Origin of the sequence: Chryseobacterium tructae (assembly GCF_030409875.1) — a bacterium.
In the GTDB taxonomy this organism is placed as follows: Bacteria; Bacteroidota; Bacteroidia; order Flavobacteriales; family Weeksellaceae; genus Chryseobacterium; species Chryseobacterium tructae.
The window spans coordinates 291,211-313,121 of the sequence record NZ_JAUFQR010000001.1 but is presented as its reverse complement, the minus strand read 5'-3'; the positions used below and the strand labels follow the sequence as shown (position 1 = coordinate 313,121).

14 protein-coding genes and 1 pseudogene are annotated in these 21,911 nt (G+C 36.1%); 12 read left to right on the top strand and 3 right to left on the bottom strand.

From position 1 onward, the window contains the following. Positions 1 to 158: 158 nt before the first annotated feature. From QWZ06_RS01420 to QWZ06_RS01410, 3 genes are all read right to left on the bottom strand, one after another. Positions 159 to 1,985 (bottom strand): alkaline phosphatase, encoded by a 1,827-nt coding sequence (locus tag QWZ06_RS01420; protein WP_290295385.1) that lies wholly within the window; start codon positions 1,983 to 1,985, stop codon positions 159 to 161. 73 nt (positions 1,986 to 2,058) lie between these two features. Further along, positions 2,059 to 3,567, bottom strand: a complete 1,509-nt coding sequence (locus QWZ06_RS01415; protein ID WP_290295384.1) for a RagB/SusD family nutrient uptake outer membrane protein — start codon at positions 3,565 to 3,567, stop codon at positions 2,059 to 2,061. A gap of 26 nt (positions 3,568 to 3,593) precedes the next feature. Next, entirely contained in the window at positions 3,594 to 6,482 is a 2,889-nt protein-coding gene (locus QWZ06_RS01410) for a SusC/RagA family TonB-linked outer membrane protein (RefSeq protein ID WP_290295383.1), read from the bottom strand. Between the two features lie 402 nt (positions 6,483 to 6,884). Here QWZ06_RS01410 and QWZ06_RS01405 point away from each other — a divergent pair, with 402 nt between their 5' ends. From QWZ06_RS01405 to QWZ06_RS01345, 12 genes and pseudogenes are all read left to right on the top strand, one after another. After that, positions 6,885 to 7,673: an SDR family oxidoreductase gene (locus QWZ06_RS01405; RefSeq protein ID WP_290295382.1), complete on the top strand. Its 789-nt coding sequence runs from the start codon at positions 6,885 to 6,887 to the stop codon at positions 7,671 to 7,673. Positions 7,674 to 7,905: 232 nt separating this feature from the next. Beyond that, positions 7,906 to 9,417, top strand: coding sequence for a BamA/TamA family outer membrane protein (locus QWZ06_RS01400; RefSeq protein WP_290295381.1), 1,512 nt, complete (start codon positions 7,906 to 7,908; stop codon positions 9,415 to 9,417). 408 nt (positions 9,418 to 9,825) lie between these two features. Beyond that, positions 9,826 to 12,983: pseudogene (locus tag QWZ06_RS01395) on the top strand (SusC/RagA family TonB-linked outer membrane protein). An 18-nt stretch (positions 12,984 to 13,001) separates the two neighbouring features. Further along, entirely contained in the window at positions 13,002 to 14,522 is a 1,521-nt protein-coding gene (locus QWZ06_RS01385) for a SusD/RagB family nutrient-binding outer membrane lipoprotein (protein WP_290295378.1), read from the top strand. 82 nt (positions 14,523 to 14,604) lie between these two features. Further along, a complete protein-coding gene (locus QWZ06_RS01380; protein WP_290295377.1) occupies positions 14,605 to 15,378 on the top strand; it encodes an alkaline phosphatase family protein in 774 nt (257 codons plus the stop codon). A gap of 22 nt (positions 15,379 to 15,400) precedes the next feature. After that, positions 15,401 to 15,580, top strand: coding sequence for a hypothetical protein (locus QWZ06_RS01375; RefSeq protein WP_290295376.1), 180 nt, complete (start codon positions 15,401 to 15,403; stop codon positions 15,578 to 15,580). A gap of 125 nt (positions 15,581 to 15,705) precedes the next feature. After that, positions 15,706 to 16,968, top strand: a complete 1,263-nt coding sequence (locus QWZ06_RS01370; RefSeq protein ID WP_290295375.1) for an alkaline phosphatase family protein — start codon at positions 15,706 to 15,708, stop codon at positions 16,966 to 16,968. Between the two features lie 213 nt (positions 16,969 to 17,181). Further along, positions 17,182 to 17,319 (top strand): hypothetical protein, encoded by a 138-nt coding sequence (locus QWZ06_RS01365; protein WP_290295374.1) that lies wholly within the window; start codon positions 17,182 to 17,184, stop codon positions 17,317 to 17,319. Positions 17,320 to 17,435: 116 nt separating this feature from the next. Next, entirely contained in the window at positions 17,436 to 17,732 is a 297-nt protein-coding gene (locus QWZ06_RS01360; protein WP_290295373.1) for a hypothetical protein, read from the top strand. 101 nt (positions 17,733 to 17,833) lie between these two features. Continuing rightward, positions 17,834 to 18,637, top strand: coding sequence for a WxL protein host-binding domain-containing protein (locus tag QWZ06_RS01355; protein WP_290295372.1), 804 nt, complete (start codon positions 17,834 to 17,836; stop codon positions 18,635 to 18,637). Then, complete coding sequence (locus QWZ06_RS01350; protein ID WP_290295371.1) at positions 18,630 to 21,380, top strand: COG1470 family protein; 2,751 nt, start codon at positions 18,630 to 18,632, stop codon at positions 21,378 to 21,380. The genes QWZ06_RS01355 and QWZ06_RS01350 overlap by 8 nt, the downstream gene beginning before the upstream one ends. After that, positions 21,377 to 21,901: a hypothetical protein gene (locus QWZ06_RS01345; protein WP_290295370.1), complete on the top strand. Its 525-nt coding sequence runs from the start codon at positions 21,377 to 21,379 to the stop codon at positions 21,899 to 21,901. Before QWZ06_RS01350 ends, QWZ06_RS01345 begins: the two co-directional genes overlap by 4 nt. The last annotated feature ends 10 nt before the right edge of the window (positions 21,902 to 21,911 follow it).

The window sequence follows — 21,911 nt, the reverse complement described above, 5'->3', positions numbered from 1 at the left end:
AGGGACAAGCTTTGCGCATAAGAAGTACACTAAAGTTTTGAAAATCTTGCGATTTTCGGTGATGCTTTTTATGCTGTGATATCTACAGCAAATAAAAAATGTAGTCTTTAGATATTAAAGACTACATTTTTATAAAAGTAAAAGTTAAATGGATCTTATTATTTTTCTATACCGTATGCTGCCATAATTTTGTTGAAAATCTCTGTATTTTCAAACAGCCCTGTAAATTCTTTGGAGTTCGGGCCATAGGCAAAAACACTCGATGGAATAGAAGTATGGTCATTGGTACTGAAATTACCAAACACCCAACCATCTTTCAGACTGCCATCTAAAAGCGTTAAACCTCCTGTTTCATGATCTCCTACAACCACAACCAGAGTTTCTTTGTTTTCATCAGCAAACTTCATTGCTTTTCCTACCACATGGTCGAAATCTAATAATTCGGTCACCAGCTGCTCGATATTGTTGCTATGCCCACCGCCATCAGTTTGGGAAGCCTCTATCATCATAAAGAACCCTTTTTTATTATTCTTTAAATCGTTTAAAGTAAGATCAAAAGCATCAGCCAGCCAGTTTCCTCTGCCGTTGGTTATTCTTTGTGAAGCCAGAGGATCAATAATGAGTGTTCTGTTATTTATTTTTTCAGCGGATTTAAGATTGTGATACATATCTATTTTTGCTTCTTTAAGCTTCTGTTCAGTTTCCTGAGTTAATCCATTGGTAGGACCTCCGATCAGTATTTTGGTTTTAGAAGTAGCAAAATCTTTCAGAATAGGTTCGGAACTGTTTCTATTATCAGAATGGGCATAGAAATCTGCCGGGGTTGCATCGGTTACATCTCCGGTAGAGATCAATCCGGATACCAATCCTTTCGCTGCTATAATATCAGGAATTTGAGCCAAAGCTTTACCTGCTCCATCTACTCCAACAAATGTATTTTTAGTTTTTACTCCTGTAGAAAAAGCTGTAGATCCCGGTGCTGAATCGGTGATATAAGCATTGGATGAATTGGTTTTAGACAAACCTGTAGCTTTCATATTGAAAACATTCAGTTTTCCTTTATTGGCCGTAAAAGCAGCATAATATTGTGGCAAGGAAGTTCCATCCGGAATCAGAAGAATTACATTTTTTACTTTTTTGCTGATGCCATCTGTTTTATAGGTGGGTGCATAAGTAGCGTATTCCTTGGTATTCTTGTAGAAGTTCTTTGGAATGGTATTCATGAATTTTTTAAGATCCGGAATATGATCGGTATTGATATAATCCACGCCCATATCCATCAGGTTTACCCATGCATTGGGAAAATCAGGAGCTCCATAGAAACGCATTGGCTTTTGTTGAGCATGAGCTTTATCTACTGCTTTTTTAATCTTTTCTGTTTCTTCATCCCTCGGAATTCCTTTCCCGTTCCATTTTACCAGCTCAGGCAGATCTGCACTGAACATTCCGATTCTTTTTAACTGATCAGCAGAATAGTCTCTATTCAAATCTCCATCAAAATAAAGGTAGCTTGGATAGTTTTTAAAATCTCCCGGCTGAGGTCTTCCTCCTGTAATCACAATTTTCACGCCTGAATTATTAGTAATTTCAGGATATTTTTTCAATGTATTTACTAGTGCACTCAGAATTGTTTTATAATCCTGCTTGATATCGATCAACAGCTGTAGTTTTTTAGTTGTATCTGAATAAATATTTCCTTTGTTCAGCTTTATCTGCTTTGAAATATTGTCTAAATAAAGATTTTCCAGCGTTCTGTCTGCAGAAAGTTCTTTTTCTGTATGGGCTACCCAAAGTTTACCTTTTACCAAAAAAACATCTGCTTCAATGGAACCAAAATTGGCATAATAAGCCTGCCAAAAAGGGATTTCCTGCATATAATCATTGTGAGAATGAGCATTCCCTACGTTATAATTCAAATAGTTCTGTGCCTGATTTTCAGAAAAAATGGCAAGGGCCAGCAAGCCCAATATTTTTGATAGTTTCATAAGACCTTTTAAAAAGACTATATCATCACAGAATTTCTGCAATGATATAGTGATAATATACATGACTAAAATTTTACCAACCTTCGTTTTGTTTAATAACACCGTGGCTATTTACGATTTCAACCTGTGGAACAGCCCAAACATTATGGATAGCAGGATTGAAGTTTCTGGCAGCCCAAGCTTCTTTTCCATCCATTCCATGAAGTGGTTTAGCATAGGTTGCCTGTGCATCACCCCAACGTACAAGGTCTCTGTGTCTGTCTGCCCACTCACCCGCAAGCTCGCAACGTCTTTCATGTTTCAGATCAACCATAGTACAACCACTTTTGGCAGTAAGACCAGCACGTTTTCTGATCATATTGATTTCCTGATCTGCAGGTTTGCTTTGCATCAATAATGCTTCTGCTTTGATAAGGATGACCTCAGCATAACGCATAATAGGTACGGCAAAATCTGTACAAGGGTAATCTCCATTAGCATTTACATGCCCATCTTTAAATGGATATTTGAAAGCATCCATATATTTGTTAAACTGAGCTTTCGTAAGGGAGTTTGATGTAGCATAGGTTCTTACTGCTCCATCAAAGGTAAACTGGTCTCCTTCTTTAAGAATGGTTACACTTCTTCTAAGGTCTCCGGTTTCGTATTCATCATACAATTCTTTTGTAGGCTGGAAATATCCCCAACCGTTATATTTACCCCAACCTTTGTTTTCTAGCATTACTCCCGGAAGAATACTTCCTACTCCATTAAATTTAGTAGTACTCGGTACTGACCAGATATATTCTGAACTGTAGTTGTTTTCAGCTTTAAAAACATCACCAAAATTATTTAGCAGATTTCTATTTCCTTTGGTCATTACTTCATTAGCCCAATATTCTGCATTCTTCCAATCCTTCATAAACAGATACACTTTTGCGAGTAATGCCCATGCTGCCGCTTTATGGGGTCTTCCGTAATCTTTGGCTGGAAGTTCTTCCTGGCTAGGCAATAATTCTGCTGCTTTTTTCAGATCGTTTACAATATAATTGTAGTTTTCCATTACATTAGCAGCCCTTGGAATTGGGTTGGGATCCGGTTCTTTTGTACGGTCTATGATAGGAACACCTGCTTTTTCATTTCCATAGCTGTAAGCCATTTCAAAATACATTCTGCTGCTCATGAACAATGCTTCACCCAAATATTTGTTTTTAACCGCCTGTGAAGCCTGAATATTATCAACATTACGGATCACACGATTGGCAACACCAATTACCGTATATCTTTTGTTCCATTGGGTCTCCAGATCTCCGGCTGCGATATAATTGCTGCTAAAATTCTTCGCATTATCAGCCTCACTCTTCGATCTTCCTGTTACCATATCGTCACTGGCATTGATGAACCAGAAAAAACCTCTTCCATAAAATTCACTGTCGGAAAGCGGCTTATACATAGCATTAGCTCCCGTAATCAGGTCATTTTCGCTTTTCCAGAAATTGGCTTCTGTGGGAGTTCCTTCCGGCTCTATATTCAGTTCATTGGTACAAGACAATACTGCTGCAGAAAGCCCTGTTAATAAAATTACTGTATTGAAAATCTTCATCTTTTTACTTTTAAATTGTTGTTAGATTAAAACCCGACTTCCAGTCCGAAAATAAATGAACGGGCCTGAGGATATCTTCCGGTATCTACACCATAGCTTTCCATTCCAACTTCAGGATCAAAGCCTGTATATTTAGTAATGGTAAACAGGTTATTACTTGTCACATACACTCTGATTTTATTCACATCAAGTTTTTTGTAAAGCTCTCTTGGTAGCGAGTATCCAACTGTAAGGTTTTTAAGTCTTAAATAAGAACCGTCTTCTACATAGAAATCAGATACTTTAGAGTAATTACCACTCGGATCACCCTGTACCACTCTTGGAATATTGGTATTGGTATTCTGAGGAGTCCATGCATTCAGAATATCTCTGTCCATATTATAGTTCTGTCCGGTTCCGCCTGGGTTTAATGAAATAAATTTCAAACCGTTAAATATTTTGTTTCCATATACACCCTGGAAGAATAAGTTAAGATCAAAGTTCTTCCAGGTCATGTTGTAAGATAACCCGTAAGAGAACTTAGGATATGGATTTCCAAGGTTTACAAAATCATTGTTATTCAATGCTCCTGTATTGCCTTCCTTCTTCAGGAATTTAATATCTCCAGGCTTGGCATTAGGCTGAATAAGATTTCCATTAGCATCTTTATAATTGTTGATTTCTGCCTGATTTTGGAAGATTCCATCGGTTTTATAACCATAATAAGAATAAAGAGACTCTCCCACTTTTACACGGGTAGGTTTCAAAACTCCACGTACGTTATTACTATTGATAAAGATCTCATCTACATCAGCTAATTGCTTCACCGTATTTTTTAGTTGACTCAATGTTACTCCAACTGAATAAGTAAAATCTCCGGTATTTTTACCATTAAAATTAATTCCCAATTCATATCCTTTATCCTCAAATAATCCTGCATTTACATATCGATCTATATAGGTTGCCGTACTTTGAAGGTTGACATTGAAGATTTGATCAGTTGACTTCTTCACGAAGTAATCAAATTGCATAGAAAGTCTGTTATGGAAAAAGGAAGCATCCACCCCAAAGTTGGTCTGTTCCGATTTCCCCCATGTCAAAGTATTGTTAGCCATTGTCTTTACATAATAAGCAATATTCTGTGATGGATCCTGGCCGAAAATAATATTATTATCACGAATCATCTGTGGATTCACTGCCTGATAAGAAACGCCGCCAAGGTTTCCTAAAATACCATGACTTCCTCTTAATTTAAGGTTGGAGAGCCATAAAATATCTTTCATGAAATTTTCTTTGGATACCATCCATGCTCCTGAAATGGAATAATAATCTGCAAAATGTTTTTCTTTAGAGACTAAAGATGTTCCATCTCTCCTTCCCAGTAAGCTGATCATATATTTTCCGGCATAGTCATAATTTACTCTTGCCAGATAAGAAGTTAATGCACTTCTGTATTTATAACTTTCTGCTTCTTTATAAGTATCTGCAGCATTCTGAAGATATCGGAAAGCTTCCGCTTCACTTCTGAAATCAAAAGTTTTAGCACGGAATCCGTCTTCAGTTGTTTTCTGGAATGTTAAACCTGCAAGGAAGTCAAAATTATGTTTACCAGTTGTCAATTTGTAAGTAAGGAGCTGCTCGGCAAGAGAAGTTGAAATATTATTATTCTGATATTCCAAACTGTTGGTATCAAAGATCTTTCCTACTTCCAGTACCCTTGAAGTAAACTCTTTTACATTTCCTATTTTAAAGGTTTGAGCAAAATTGGATCGGAATTTCAAATCTTTAGCCAGCGTAACTTCCATGTAAGGATTGATCAAAATCTCATGAGTAGGATTTTGAATGCTGATTCTTTTCAGATAAGCAACAGGATTAATCATATCTCCATATCCTCCTGCCACATCAATCGGTAATCCTGAGAAAGCTCCGGATGGTGTATACACTGAAACATTGGGTGGATAATACATCGCTGCCACTAAGGCTCCTGTGTAGCCATTCTTTGTGTTGGCTGTATTTCCGTCGGAATAGTTATAATACATATTCTCCCCGATCGTCAACCAGTCTTTTACTTTGTGTTCAGAGTTTACCCTGAAACTATATCGTTTTGCCTGAGTGTTCAATAAAATTCCTTCAAGACTTCTGTGGTTCATTCCCACGAAGAATCTGGATTTTTCATTTCCACCGTTAAGGTTTACATTGTATTCCTGAATAGTTCCTGTTCGAAAGATCTCTTTCATCCAGTTGGTTCTGGTAATCCCTCCGTCAGAATATTGATCTGCATTGAAGGCCAATGGAAGGTTATTCAGTTTTCCTGCATTCTCGTAGGCCTGGCGCATTACATCTTGGAATTCAGCTGCATTTAAAGACTCTCTTATTTTCCATGCCTGATTAATTCCGTATTTAACATCAAAATCTACTGTCAAAGTTCCTCTTTTACCTCTTTTGGTGGTAATCAAAATCACCCCTCCGGAAGATCTCGCTCCATAAATAGCAGCAGAAGCATCTTTAAGTACAGAAATATCCTGAATGTCATTTGGGTTAATAGCAGGTGTTCCGTTAAAAACTACTCCATCCACTACATAAAGAGGAGACTCTCCATTCACTCCGCCCAGACCTCGGATATTTACTTTAGGAGAGCCATTAGGATCTCCGCCTTCATTCACAACCGTTACTCCGGGAGCTTTTCCCTGAAGAACTTCACCTACTCCGGACAGAGACCTGGAAGTAAGTTTATCCAATGAAGCCTCCGTAACAGCACCGGAAACCTTACTCTTTTTCTGTGTTCCGTATCCAACAACAACAATCTCATCGATGGATTTTTCTTTTAAACTGTCTTTTTTTTGAGAGAGGAACATCGGTGAAGCTGAAATTGCACCAATAAGTAATACCCTACCCGTTAAGTATGTTACTGAGACAGGGATTTTAAATACATTCATGACATCCTTTTTAATTAGATGCAAAATTAGAACAGCCTTCCCTCCCGTTGCATTAAGATTTCCTTATGTTTTCATTAAGAAATTTTGGTTTTTTAACTATGCCGTGAAGAGCATAATCTCTTATTTTTAATAGCATAAATTAATAAAATAATTATTCTATTGATTCCCTATGAACAAGTGATATTAACTTTATTTTAAGTTTATCATCAATCGGAGGTAATAGATCATCATAAAAACAACAAACTTATATTTTTCCTCCTGCGGTATTCCTGGATAATAAATCACAGACTTCCCTTTTCTTTTTTTACATTTGCTGAAAATAGATTTTCCTGCTTATCAACAATGAAAAATGATGATTGATAAGCGAGAAAAATGAACATAATAAAAAATTCTAGGAATTAAATGACCATTATCATTACAGGAACCTCATCAGGAATTGGATTTGCTTTGGCCGAATACTTTGGTAAAAAAGGGCACAAAGTATATGGATTAAGCCGAAAACATACGGAAAGTGAATATTTCAAGTCTATTCCTACGGATGTTACAGACAATTCCGCTGTTCAGAATGCCATTGCAGAAGTTTTGAAAACAGAAACCAAAATTGATGTTCTCATCAACAATGCAGGAATGGGAATGGTAGGTGCTGTAGAAGATTCTACCAAGGAAGATATTCTAAAACTATTCAGTCTGAATCTTGCCGGCCCTGTTCAGATGATGAGTGCCGTTCTTCCTACCATGAGAAAGCACCAATTCGGGAAGATCATCAATGTATCCAGTATCGGAAGTGAAATGGGATTACCATTCCGTGGATTTTATTCTGCCTCCAAATCTGCTTTGGATAAAGTAACTGAAGCCATGAGATATGAAGTTTACCAATGGAATATTGACGTATGTTCGTTGCATTTGGGAGATATTAAAACCAATATTGCAGACAACAGAGTGATCGCACAGGTTTCCCAGCCCTATAAAAACGTATTTGAAAAAATATATTCTTTAATGAATGCTCATGTAGATGATGGAACCGACCCATTGGAAGTAGCAGAATATATTGAAAAACTTTTAGGAAAGAATAAATGGAAAGCTCATTATTATTTTGGTAAATTCGGACAGAAAATCGGAGTCCCATTGAAATGGATTCTTCCACAAGGAGTTTATGAGAATTTAATGAAGAAATATAATAAACTGAGCTAGTTTCAGTTTTATAAAAAGTTATTTATAATTGTTTAAACCATTAAGAAGTATTAAGTTGTTAAGAATTATAAAGGCAAGCTTTTCTTTAGGCTTTCTTTTTAAGTTCAACAATCGATCTACGGCTTAATTATTTTTCGAATTGAAGCTGTTTCTGAAAATATTTTTTGTCCTGTTCTGCGTTTTTACACAAGCGCAGAAGAAACAGTATTGGCTTATTGACACAGAAACCAAGGTGAGAAAAAAGGTAAAAGATTCTGTTTCTGCTGTAAAATTTCTGGACTCCTTAGCTCAAAATAATTATTTTTTCACCCAACTGAAAGATGTCAAGGTAAAAGGTGACAGTACGGAGATTTTCTTTGATAAGGGAAAGAACTTTAATGAATCTTATGTAAACCTTTCAGATTCTATTGTTCAGAAACTGAAAGTTCAGAAAGATTTTTTCACTAAGAACTTAGATTCTACTAAGAAAAGTATCAATAAAAGTTATATTGATGATGGCTATTCTTTCAGCAGGATCAAATCAAAATACAAAGGGCAGAAAAACGGATTTCCCATTGTAGAGCTTGATATCAATAAGAATGATAAAAGAACGATCAATGGTTTTGTTGTAAAAGGTTATGATAAAGTTCCAAAAAGGTTCATCAAAAATATTGAAAAGGAATTCAAGGGAAAAAATTATGATGATAAGAACCTAGTGGCGATCAACAAAAGTTTTCAAAGCCATCCTTTCGTTATGCTTGATCGACAGCCACAAACCTTATTCACTAAAGATTCTACCAATATTTATCTTTTTTTACAGAAGAAAAAGACCAATACTTTTGACGGGGTAATTGGTTTTGGAAATGATAAAACGGATAAATTTACCTTAAATGGTACCATGAATGTGAATTTCAAGAATATGTTCAATGGTTTTGAAGCGATCAATTTATACTGGCAAAGAAACCCTGACAAAGGACAAACTTTTGATCTACAAGTGGATATCCCTTATCTTTTCAAATCCAATGTCGGGATGAATACAAAGGTAAATATCTACAGACAAGATTCTACATTTGCTAACGTAAAATTCCTCCCTGCTTTTTATTATCATATTAATAATCGGAACAAGATCGGTCTGCGAGCAACGCTGGAAACCTCTACTGTTATAGATTCATTATATGCTATCGGAAAAGACTATAACAAAAAGGGGATCGGAATCTGGTATGAAATGACTGAACCTACCGATATTGATCTTTTTCTTTACAAAACAAGGATCAATGCCGGATACGATTATTTAACAACAACTTACACCAAAGGAGATATAAGATCAGGTCAAAACCAGTTTTATTTCTTTGGAGAACATAATTACCATATTTCAGGAAACCATTTCCTCAATATCAAAGGAGAAGGTGCTATGATGGATTCTAAAATAGAGTTTTCTGCCAACGAACTTTATCGTTTCGGAGGATGGAATTCCATGCGAGGCTTTAATGAAAACTCTCTCGCCGCCGACTTTTATTATTATGGAGGTTTAGAATACCGGTACCTCATAGGCAATCAGGCTTTCTTTGATGTCTTTGGTCAATATGGACAGCTCAATAATAAATCATTGAATGTAAAACCTAAGCTTTATAGTGTCGGGCTCGGATTCAACTTCTTCATTCCGATTGGGCTGATGAGTTTCCAACTATCGAATGGTAATGAATTTGGAAATCCATTTAAATTCAATGATATAAAGATCCACTGGGGTATTCTGAGTAGATTCTAAGAGAGAAAGTAAGCTGGATGCGGGAAGCCTGAAGTTACTGTAAGGTTACTATTCTTAGTCGCAACCTTATGATAAAAAGCTAATAAAAAGTGTTTCACTCATTTTGAAAACTTCAATAACTCCAAACCTCCTACTTCCAGCTTCCAGCATAATATAATCTAAAAATTCCTCCATAACCAAAAGCTAATAGAAAGTGTTTCAGCTATTTTGAAAACTTCAATAACTCCCAGCCTCCCACTTCCAGCTTCCAGCACAATATAATAAAACAAAAATCCCTATATCAAAGGCTCTTCCCTCTTTACCATTTCATTAATTATTTCTGTTAAAAAATACATAAAACGTATTTTTATTTTAATACGATCGTAAAATTTACGTAATAGTGCCCGGCTAAATTTGCATTCAAAAAAAATGAAGAAAGCTTTAGCTACGTTTGCTGTTTTTTTACTTCCCTTATATATTACAGCTCAGGAGATTGCCGTTTCCGGAAATGTAAAATCTGAAAATGGGGCGAGTGTTTCAGGAGTTAATATTACCGACAAAAACACGGGAAAAACCGCTACGACAGATGAAAATGGGAATTTTACCATTTCAGCCAATCCTAAGGACATCCTGGAATTCTTTTCGCCTGACTTCTCTGTTTACACGGTGGAGGTTTCTTCAAAAAAGCAATATTCGGTTGTTTTAAGAAAAACCAATGAGAAGCAGATTGAAGGCGTTGTAATTACAGCCTTAGGAATTGCCAAGAAAAAGGAAAAGATCGGATATTCTACCCAAGAGGTAGGAACTAAACAATTTGAAACAATTACGACTCCAAGTATTGGAAATTTATTCTCAGGACAGGTAGCTGGTCTGAATGTTTCCAATCCAACAGGGATGCAGCAAGCTCCTCAATTTACATTAAGAGGAAATTCTAACCTGGTATTTGTGATTGACGGGGTAATTGTGGAAAAAGAAGTTTTCCAAAATTTAGATCCGAATAATATTGAAAACATTAACGTTCTTAAAGGAGCAACAGCATCTGCCCTTTATGGTTCAAGAGGTAGATATGGAGCAATTCTTATCACTACAAAAAGTGCAAAAAAGAAAGGATTCTCTGTAGAATTCTCTCAGAATACGATGATTACAGGAGGATTTACCAATCTTCCTAAAACACAGACTGAATATGGAAACGGATCTCACGGAAAGTATGAATTCTGGGATGGAGCTGATGGTGGTGTGAATGACGGAGATATGATCTGGGGACCAAAATTTGTTCCGGGATTGCAGATTGCACAATGGAACAGCCCGATCAGGGACAAAACAACCGGACAGGTTATTCCTTGGTATGGAGCTGTAAGTGGGACTCAGTATAATGATAAATCAAGATATGAAAGAGTTCCGATCGATTGGAAATTCCACGATAATTTAAATACATTCTTAAAGCCGGCTGTTATCAACAACAATAATTTCGCGATCAGCTACAGAAATAATAAAGATATCTACAGATTTTCTGGAAACTTCATGAATTATGATGACAGAGTTCCCAATTCTTACCTACAGAAGTATGGAGTTAATTTCTCTTCTGAAAATCATCTGGGAGAAAAACTCATCTTGGATACGAAGTTTAATTTCAATCAGGCCTTTACCCCTAACGTCCCCAACTATGATTACAACCCAAGTGGGCATATGTATACCATCCTGATCTGGATGGGAGGTGATGTAGATGGGAAAGCTTTAAAAAATCACATGTGGATTCCAGGACAGGAAGGTAGAGCACAGGCTAACTGGAATTATGCATGGTACAATAACCCGTGGTTCGGAGCTGAATATTATAAAAATCAAAATAGAACCAACATTATTAATGCCCAAACCGGATTAGAATATAAAGCTACAAATGATCTCTCTGTAAAAGGTAAAATTTCCCTTGTTGAAAACCACAGTAAGTCTGAAACATTCAGTCCTTATTCTTATTTCAATTATAGTGCACCAAGAAGCGGTGGATATATTGTAAAAGATCTGAAGACCTGGAATCTGAACTATGATGTACTGGCCACTTACAAGAAAAAGATATCTGATAATTTTGATTTTACCATCAATGCCGGGGGTTCTGCATTTTACTATAAAAACAATAATAATGAAACCTCTACAGACGGTTTAAAAGTTCCGGAAATCTACAACTTTGAAAATTCGATAGGAGCACTCAAAAAGTATACTTATTTAAAGGAAAAATTAATCTATAGTGCTTATTCTACGATTGATATCGGATTATACAATGCTTTCTTCATCAACCTTTCCGGACGTAATGACTGGTCATCTACTCTACCGAAAGCTAATAGGTCTTATTTCTATCCTTCCGCATCTATCAGTGCTGTTATTTCCAATCTGGTTAAAATGCCTGAAGCGATCAATATGTTAAAACTTTCTGCTTCATGGGCAAAAGTGGCTTACGATTTTCAGCCTTATTCGATCAGAAACTATTATGCAAACAATAAAGGGATCAGTTTTAACGGTAATCCAACGTATTTATATCCAACGATTCTTAACGTAGAAAATTCTTTAAAACCTGAGCAGACAAAATCTTATGAATTGGGATTAAGTGCCGGTTTATTCAATAACAGAATTACTTTAGATGCTACCTATTTCAGAACTTTAGATTATAATAACATCTTGCAATTCCCAAGTGCTGAGTCATCTGGCTTCGTTTCACAATATGTAAATGGTAACGAGTACACCACCAAAGGATTTGAAATCTCCCTTGGACTGGTTCCTATCAAAACAGCTGACTTTACATGGAAAGCTTTACTTAACTGGAGTACTTATAACCAAAAGTTAACTTCTATCTATGATAATATGCCTAACTACAATAACATTAAGTTGGGGGAAAGAATGGATAGTTACTATGATTACGAATGGCAGAAATCTCCGGATGGGCAAGTCATTCTGGATGCTAAATCAGGAATGCCAACCAGAGCCAATACACAAAGTAATTTAGGGCACTTCAACCCTGATTGGACTTTTGGAATCAACAACACGTTCAAGTATAAAAATTCACTTTAAATATCGGAATTGACGGAAGTATTGGCGGTATCATGAGATCTCAGGTCGTTGAAAAAATGTGGTGGGGTGGCAAGCATCCTAATTCTGTCGCCTACAGAGATCTTGAATATGCCAACCCTGGAAAATATTATTTTGTACCTAATGGGGTAAATTATGATCCTACAACCGGGCTTTATACTCAGCATACAACAGCGATCAGCTTCCAGGATTGGGCACAAAATTATCCATACCAGGCAAGGGTTACCCAAAATGAAAGTGAGGAGTTTGCGAATGTTTTCGATAGAACTTTTATCAAGTTAAGATCAGTAGTATTAGAATATGACTTCTCTTATTTACTGAATCCTAAAGGAATGATCAAAAACTTTACCGCTAATATTTCAGCCTATAATCTGGCCATGTGGAAAAAATCGAAAAACCTTTATTCTGACCCGGATTTCCAGATCAGATCCGGAAGAACAGGTGATGTCACCAATGACATTCAGGATCCTTCAAGCAGATGGTTTGGGATTGGGTTTAATCTTAAGTTTTAATTTAAAGGCGACATTACAATGAAAAATACTATATTCAAAACGAAAGAATTAAAAAGTAAAAAAACAAAAAGGTTCATCACCTCTGTATTTACAGCAGGAGTACTGGCATTGACATCATGTGAATCTAATCTTGATAAAATCAATGAAAACCCCAATGATCAGGCCAGCATTGATCCTAAATACCTTCTGACTTATGTTGCTAAAGAGGCCTTTTGGGTAAACGGAGACAACATGTATGCTTCAAGAATGATGATTGGTACTGATGGAGAAAATACCTTTCAGTATATGAAATGGAATGACGCCTCTTTTGAAGTCTATTCTAAAGGACTTCTTAATACCGTAAAAATGATGCAGGAGGGTGAAAAAAGAAATAATAAAAACTATGTGGCTGTAGGAAAGTTTCTAAGAGCTTATTATTTTTTCAATACAAGTTTAAAAGTGGGCAGTATACCTTATTCTGAAGCGGTAAAAGGCGAATCAGGAATTACACAACCTAAATATGACAGCCAGGATGTTGTGATGGCCGGAATTTTATCAGAATTAAAAGAGGCCAATGATCTCATCAATACCAATGATAAAATTGAAGGTGATATTATTTTCAATGGCGATGCTTCAAAATGGAAAAAACTGATCAATTCATTTCGTTTGAAAATCTTAATTACACTTTCCAAAAAAACAACGGTTGGAAGTTACAACATTGCAACAGAGTTTGCTTCTATTGCAGGAAGCCAGCCTTTGATGACTTCTATTTCTGATAATGGGGAACTTAAGTTTGCAGATGCTGCCGATAGTAGATATTCAATGTTCAACAACAGTGGATATGGATCAAGCTTATATATGGCAGATTACTTCATCAATATGTTTAAAGACCGTCATGATCCAAGATTGTTTACTTTTGCAGCCCAGACTACAGGAGCTAAAGAAGCGGGGAAAGCGATTACCGATTTCAGTGGATATAATGGAGGAGATCCTGTTTCTCCTTATTCTGATAATGCAAAATTGATCACAGCAAAAAATATATCCAAAGTAAACGATCGTTTCTATAAAGACCCTACTAATGAGCCTTCTTCAATTTTGAGTTATTCTGAACTGGAATTTATTCTGGCAGAAGCAACCGCCAGAGGATGGATTTCAGGATCTGCAAAAACGCACTATGACAACGGAATCAAAGCTAGTTTCAATTTCTACCAGACTTATGTAAAAAATCCGGGACAATATTTTACAGGGTTTGATGTGAATCAATATCTTACCACACCGTTGGTTGCCTATGATAGCTCAGTATCTTTGCAAATGCAGTTGGAAAAAATTATGACTCAAAAGTACATGACGATGTTCCACCAGTCACAATGGACTTCTTATTATGATTATTTGAGAACGGGATATCCTAATTACCCTTTAAAAGCGGGTGTAGCGGCACCATTCAGATTCAGATATCCTCAGTCTGAATATAATTATAACAGTACCAATTTAAAGACAGCCCTTACCACTCAGTACGGAGGAAACGATAATATCAACTCTAAACCTTGGTGGTTACAATAAAATCTGACTTATTTTTATATTAAATCAAGAAATCGCAGGAAAATCCTATTAACTTGCGATTTCTTTCTTATTACGATTGATCATGAACAGAAGAGAATTTTTAGAAAAATCAAGTATTTTATTAGCTGGGCTTGGAACATCAAGTGTTTTGCACCCTGCAATCCTTAAAGCATTAGCAATAGAACCAGCTGCATTATCCACTTTTTATGATGCAGAACATGTTGTCATTTTAATGCAGGAGAACCGTTCTTTTGATCATGCTTTTGGAGCTCTTAAAGGTGTCCGTGGATTTTTAGATAAAAGAACATTCATCAAGCAGGATGGGCATTCCGCTTTTTTTCAAAAAGAAAATACGGGAAAATATGCTGCACCAGCCCGTCTGGATCTTAGAAATACCAAATCAACCTGGATGAGTTCACTTCCACATTCATGGGAAAATCAGCAACAGGCCTTCAATAAAGGAAAATATGATCAGTGGCTGCAGGCAAAAGCTTCAGGTAATGAACATTATAAAAATATTCCTCTCACATTAGGATATTACAATCGTGAGGATCTTCCGTTCTATTATCAGCTTGCAGATGCTTTCACCATATTTGACCAATACTTCTGTTCTTCTATGACAGGAACCACTCCGAATAGACTTTTCCACTGGTCTGGAACCTTAAGAGAACAGCAAAATGGCAAATCAAAAGCAAATGTTGTTAATGACGATATTGATTATGATAAAGCAAGACAGGCAAAAATGGAAAAGAGTTTTTCCGGAAATTTTTGGAGGAACAGAATGTATCATGGCGTATGTATCAGAATGAGATCAGTCTTCCCAAAGGATTATCCGGCGAGCAGGAAGCTTGGCTGAGCAATTTTTACAGATAATCCGATTGAATGGTTTTCCAAAAATTCAATGTAAAGTTTTCCAAAAAGGATATTATGAATACATTCCGAAAAATAATTGCGTCATTGAAGCAGGAAATCCTGAAAAAAAGCCTGACCAGAAACAAAGATTGGAAGCGATCATTGCTGAACTTCAGGAGGATCTGGTAAAAATATCACCCGGATAATTATGCTAAAACTTTCTCCAATGGAGAAAAAAATCTTCACGAAAAAGGCTTTTTACGATCAACTCAAATGATCCGGATTATCACAGTGTAGAAGTAGGAAAGGATGAAAAATGGGGAAAGGTTAGTTGTCCCAAAAAGGAGATGTATTGTTCCAGTTCCGTAAGGATGTGGAAGAGAAAAAACTTCCTCTGGTTTCGTGGCTGGTAGCTCCCGAGCATTTCTCAGATCATCCGGGATCGCCTTGGTATGGAGCCTGGTATATCTCTGAGGTTTTAAATATACTGACCAAAGATCCTGAAATGTGGAAAAAAACAATTTTCATTATCAATTATGATGAAAATGACGGCTATTTTGATCATGTGATTCCTTTTGCTCCCCCATTAAACCCAAGTCAACCCGTCGATCTTAACGGAAAAAGTGGTGTGGAATACGTTGACAAAACTCAGGAATATAGGTCTGATCCTACTTTAAAGGATTATGAAAAAGCAGAAGGAACGGTAGGTCTTGGTTACAGAGTTCCGATGATCATTGCTTCACCATGGACGAAAGGAGGGTTTGTAAATTCTGAAGTCTCAGATCATACCTCAGTACTGCAATTCCTGGAAAAATTTATCATGAAAAAATTCAATAAGAATGTTCATGTAGACAATATCAGTGAATGGAGAAGAGCTGTTTGTGGCGACCTTACTTCAGCCTTTAATTCTCCTAATATCAAGGCTCCAAAAATGGATTATCTGGATCAGAAGGATTATGCTAAAACCATCAACGCTGCCAAAAATAAACCTGTTCCACAACTGAAATGGTATTCTGAGCCCGAACTGAAGAATGATTTACTCAACATTCAGGAAAAGGGAATGAAGCCTTCTAATCCCCTTCCTTACAATTTCCATGTGAATCTGGATGGTGGAAAAATTAAAATGACCAATTTAAAGGAAAATGGAGTTCCCCTTCATTTGTATGACAGAACTCAACTCAACGGTAAAGATTATTATTTTTCCTATGCGCTATATTCTCAACAGGAATTATCGCATCCAACCGTTCAATCAGGAAACTACGATTATGAAGTTTTTGGTCCTAATGGTTTTTTCCGAAAGTTTAAAGGAAGCAATATTTCTACATCAGAAGTTATATTGATTAATAATATTTTAAAAAATCAGGTAGAGCTGATCATTAAAAACGGTAAAAAAGGAAATATTACCCTGGAAAATCTGTATGATAAAAGTAAAAAAATGCTCTCAATTCAGAAGCCAGAGGAGAAAATAGTTATTGATCTTACCCCATATAAAGGTTGGTATGATCTAAAAATAGCTTCTAATGAGCATATCTGGCATTTTGCTGGAAGAATAGAAACAGGGAAAGTTTCTGTTTCAGATCCCCATTGGATGTAGCGGCTATTTCTCAATAAAACATCATAGATCCTGTACAATCGTGCAGGATTTTTTTATTTAAAAAGTGAAATATTTATCAATTATATTGCTTTACGAAAGTGAAATAATCAATAATATAAAAATTATTATATATTTATTTCATAATTAATCGATTTTTATTATTTTCACTTAACTAATATTGAGATCATGAATAAATTAAAATTAACCGTTGCAATGTCATTATTTGCAGCTGCCATATCTGGAAGTTTAAGCGCTCAGGATACAAATACAGATAATCATACGATTACTATTTCTATCCCTGAAGTTGCACTGGTAGACATTGAACCTGCCGCTACAAAAATATTACCTTAGGATTTACAGCTCCTACTGAGGCGGGGAATCCTATTACGCCAAGTGCAGCCAATACTACATTATGGCTTAACTATTCTTCTATCAAATCTGTTGCAGATCCGACTCGTAATGTAAGTGTGAAGCTTAATGCTATTATTCCCGGGATAGATATCCACGTGACTGCGGCGGCGGCTACAGGCTCTGGAGCAGGTACTTTAGGAACATCTGCAGGTCTTTTAACATTAAGTGCTGCTGATCAAACTATTATTTCAGGTATTGGAAGTGCTTATACGGGAAATGGAGCGAATAACGGTCACAACCTTACGTATGCTCTTGCTGCTGGAAGTGGACCTGGCGGTGTGGCAGCTTATTCAGATTTGCAGGCTACTGCAACTACTGTAGCTACTGTTACCTATACCATATCAGACAATTAGAATTTAAATAAAATTCTATTCCGCATTTCAAAATCAAGAAGAAATTGGATTCCAGTTTCTTCCTGTTTTTATATTATTAATTATTAAACTCCAAACTTTACATGATGATAAAGCGTATTCTTCTTTTGATCACTTTGATTTTGCAGTTCAGCTTTTTACATGCCGGCATAGTGGTTCTTAATGGGCTTACGCATTCCTATACAATAGAAAACGGAAAAGTTTACAAAGGGAAAATTGCGATTGAAAATACGGGTAACAGTCCCCAAAATGTGAAATTATTTTTACAGGATTTTACGTATCATGCCGATGGAACTATTAATTATACGGCATTACATACCCAAAAAAGAACGAATGGAGACTGGATAAAAATCAATACCAATTTAGTAACGTTGAAAGGTAAAGAAAAAACAGAGGTGTTTTATGAAATTACCGTTCCTGATCAGACACTAGATCCTGGCAGTTACTGGAGTGTGATCATCGTAGAACCTGTAGAGGATGTAAAACCTAGTGATAAACAATCTGGCGTAAATATTACCTCTGTCATACGATATGCCATTCAGGTTATTACAGATTATGATATGGAAAAGGCCAAACCGGACCTTACATTCGAAAATATCAAAGTAGAAAAAGAAGAAGGAAAACAAACTGTAAAAGTTGCCATCGCCAACAAGGGAAATCTTTATTGTAAGCCTACAGCATCTATTGAAATCTATAACCGTAAGACAGGAGAAAAAATAGGCACCTTTTCAAGCTTAACAATGGGATTACTGCCTTCTACTTCTAAAACATTTTACATTGATATCAGTAAAGTACCGCCTGCTCAGTATAAAGCAACTGTAATAGCGACGGACGAAGATGAGAACGCTTTTGCGCTCAATGTGGAATTAGAAGTAAAAAATGATTAAAGCCTGGACACAATTTATTATTATATTATTCCCGCTATTTGCTTTTTCTCAACAGCAATCAAACCGATTGGCCAGTAAAAAAGATAGCTTACTACCGGGGATGTCTACGTCTATTCCCTTTAGTCTGCAAAATAATTCTTCTGAGAATAAAATATTTGATATTTCAGTTAACACCTCTAGTCCACATATCGTCCCTATATTAGCAAAAGGAGATTTTCAGATTCCTTCCCATGAAGCTTCTGTATATCTGGTTCCTTTGCGTATTTCAACAGAAACTACACAAGGTGACTATACTGTCACCCTCAATATCACGGATCGTTCCAACGGATCATCATTTACAAAAACTTCACAAATAACAGTTTCTGCAAGTAGAAAGCTTTCTCTTACTGTACTTGATTCTCCAGAGTTTACAAGAGCAGGAGAATCCATTAATGCTTCTTTTCTTGTAAAAAATAATGGAAATATAACGGAGAATCTTATTTTGGAAAGTAAGAATGCCGTTGTTGATCATCCTCCTTCTATTATTCTTGGCCCTAATGAATCAAAAGTAATCACTATTCATAAAGCCACTAACCCTGAACTGGGTCAAAATGAATTTCAGAATCTAAATCTTTCGGTATATTCAAGAGACAACCCCAAGGATAACCAGACGATGTATATCAGTACTCAGGTTATATCTGTAAAACCTACCAATAAAGATATTTATCATAGATTTCCAGTGGTTGCTTCATTATCTTTCATCGGAATGAAAAATATGGGAATCTACCATGATGGCTTTCAAGGTGAGATCTATGGCAAAGGATCCTTGGATAAAGAAAATAAAAATCAGATTGAATTTCATGCGGCCACTCACAACCCTATAGAATTAAATACTTTTACTCAGTATGAAGAATACTTTGTGAACTATAAAAGAGAAAATCTGTTCGTTCATTTAGGGGATAAAACGTATTCGTCTTCCTATTTAACTGAATTTGCAAGATATGGTCGTGGAGCAGAAATCCGGTATGATTTTAATAAGGTAAGTTTAGGCGGTTTCTATAATCATCCCCGATTTTTTAGGGATATTAAAGATGAGTTTAATATCTATTCGGCTTTTAAAATTCGTAAGGAGTCTGAAATTTCAGTGGGATACCTTTACAAAACACCCTTGAAAGAAAATTCCAATTTGGGAAATATCAGATTCAATTCCGAAGCACACCTCCCTTATGCTAAAGGAAAATTCAAGATTTCAAAAAACATTAACCTTTCCGGAGAAGTTGCCTACAGTACTACAAAAAACAATGAAGGAACTGCCTATATGGCTCAGGCCGAAGTAAACTTTGAAAAAATTAATGGGAATCTAATCTATATGAAAGCGAGCCCTGAGTTTGCCGGATACTTTACCAATACAAATACCTTCAGTGGTTATCTGCAGTACAGACTCTCTAAGAAAATTAATGTTTTCGCTAACTATATGCAGGATGCTAAGAACTTTCAGAGAGATACATTATTTCTGGCAGCTCCTTACAGAAAATATATCCAATATGGAATACAATATAAATACCTGGCCAATGGATCTATCATCCTTAATAACGGGTATCAAAAATATCAGGATCGCCTGGAACCTAAACAGTTTGATTACTATGAGCGTTTTTTTAGAGTCAGTATAGATCAGCATATTGGAATATTTCAAATTAATCTTGAGGGACAATTAGGGAAAACAGATAACTACTTAACAGGTTTTAGTGGCAATTCCAGTATATATTCTGCTAACCTTTCATTTGAAAAATTCAAAACATCCTTTAACCTATTCGGAAGCTATGCGAACACTTCTAGATATCAGTTACAAAATCAAAAATTATGGTATTATGGGGCAAGGGTCTTTAGTAGATTTTCTAATAAAACCAGCCTAAGTATCTTTTATCAGAATAATTATATTCCTGAAGAATATTTTAAAGACAGAAATTTGTTCGAAATTCTATTTCATCAACAATTATTTCCTGGAAATGAGATTGATTTTTCTGGCAGGTATTCATTGCAGCGAGGACAAATAGGAGACAAAGATTTTATCTTTTCAATGCGTTATACCTGGCGCCCTAATATTCCGGTGCAGAAAACGGCTGAATATATTTCTTTATCCGGGAATGTTAGCAACCTCGGGATAAGAAAAGCAGAAGGGATAAGATTAATGCTGGGCAGCTATTTATCCATTACAGACAAGGATGGCAATTATATATTCAAAAATGTAGTCCCCGGCAATTACTTTCTTGAAATAGACCGCTCCACCACTGAGATTAATGATATTCCGACAATCGCTTTTCCAACGGCATTATCTCTTACTAACAAAGACAATATTTTTAATTTCGGGTTAACAACAGCAGCTAATGTACAGGGACAGATCCAACTTTTGGAAGCTGAAGAAAAAGACAAAACAGATATTGACGCATTACAAGCTAAAAAAAGAAAAGAGAAAAGAGAAAGTATTATTGTGGAAGCCATTAGTAAAGATCAATCTTATCGTAAAATTTGTTTTGTAGGAGAAAATTTTGATTTCACGTATCTCAGACCAGGTGATTGGACCATTAAGCTTTATAGAAATGGCCTTGATAAAAGGTATAAAATTTCAACAAACCAATTTCAATTTGCATTAAAACCTTCGGAATCGAAAAAAATCAGTATTCAGATTGTAAAGCAACAGATTGAAATTAAATATCAACAGGAATCCTTAAAAGTAGGGTATAATGAAATAAAAAATAAGAAATGATTGTGAAACGCTCCCTATTATTGGCCTCTTTTATTTTATCCAGCTTATTATATGCGCAGGCTACGGTTACCTTCACCTTGCCTGTCGTTACTTTGATGGATATAGAACCTGCAGGGAATATTACTTTAAATTTCACTGCACCTACTGAAGCAGGAAACCCTCTTGGTAATCCAACCCCCAATACATCAAAATGGATCAATTATACATCTGCCATAGCTTCTGGAGGACTTACCAGAAAAATTACTGCATATGTCAGTACGGCTCTGATTCCAGGAGTCAATATCAGACTACAGGCAGCGGCAGCTTCCGGAGCAGGAGGAGGAACGTTAGGCACTCCTTCTGCACAAGTTACTCTTACAAACACACCCATTACCATTATCAGTGGGATTGGAGGTGCTTATACTGGTAATGGAGCCAATAATGGACATCGTCTCACGATTTCTCTTGCACCTAGTACTTATGCTAACTTATCTGCACAGGCTAATAAAGTTGTCACTATTGTTTATACAATCACAGAATAAAACCAAAACA

What these genes read in the sequence shown, in the direction of transcription:
- QWZ06_RS01355 (WP_290295372.1), top strand. Translation starts at nt 17,834, where the DNA reads ATGATGATAAAGCGTATTCTTCTTTTGATCACTTTGATTTTGCAGTTC.
- QWZ06_RS01345 (WP_290295370.1), top strand. Translation starts at nt 21,377, where the DNA reads ATGATTGTGAAACGCTCCCTATTATTGGCCTCTTTTATTTTATCCAGC.
- QWZ06_RS01405 (WP_290295382.1), top strand. Translation starts at nt 6,885, where the DNA reads ATGACCATTATCATTACAGGAACCTCATCAGGAATTGGATTTGCTTTG.
- QWZ06_RS01350 (WP_290295371.1), top strand. Translation starts at nt 18,630, where the DNA reads ATGATTAAAGCCTGGACACAATTTATTATTATATTATTCCCGCTATTT.
- QWZ06_RS01380 (WP_290295377.1), top strand. Translation starts at nt 14,605, where the DNA reads ATGAACAGAAGAGAATTTTTAGAAAAATCAAGTATTTTATTAGCTGGG.
- QWZ06_RS01415 (WP_290295384.1), bottom strand. Translation starts at nt 3,567, where the DNA reads ATGAAGATTTTCAATACAGTAATTTTATTAACAGGGCTTTCTGCAGCA.
- QWZ06_RS01365 (WP_290295374.1), top strand. Translation starts at nt 17,182, where the DNA reads ATGTCATTATTTGCAGCTGCCATATCTGGAAGTTTAAGCGCTCAGGAT.
- QWZ06_RS01420 (WP_290295385.1), bottom strand. Translation starts at nt 1,985, where the DNA reads ATGAAACTATCAAAAATATTGGGCTTGCTGGCCCTTGCCATTTTTTCT.
- QWZ06_RS01410 (WP_290295383.1), bottom strand. Translation starts at nt 6,482, where the DNA reads ATGAATGTATTTAAAATCCCTGTCTCAGTAACATACTTAACGGGTAGG.
- QWZ06_RS01385 (WP_290295378.1), top strand. Translation starts at nt 13,002, where the DNA reads ATGAAAAATACTATATTCAAAACGAAAGAATTAAAAAGTAAAAAAACA.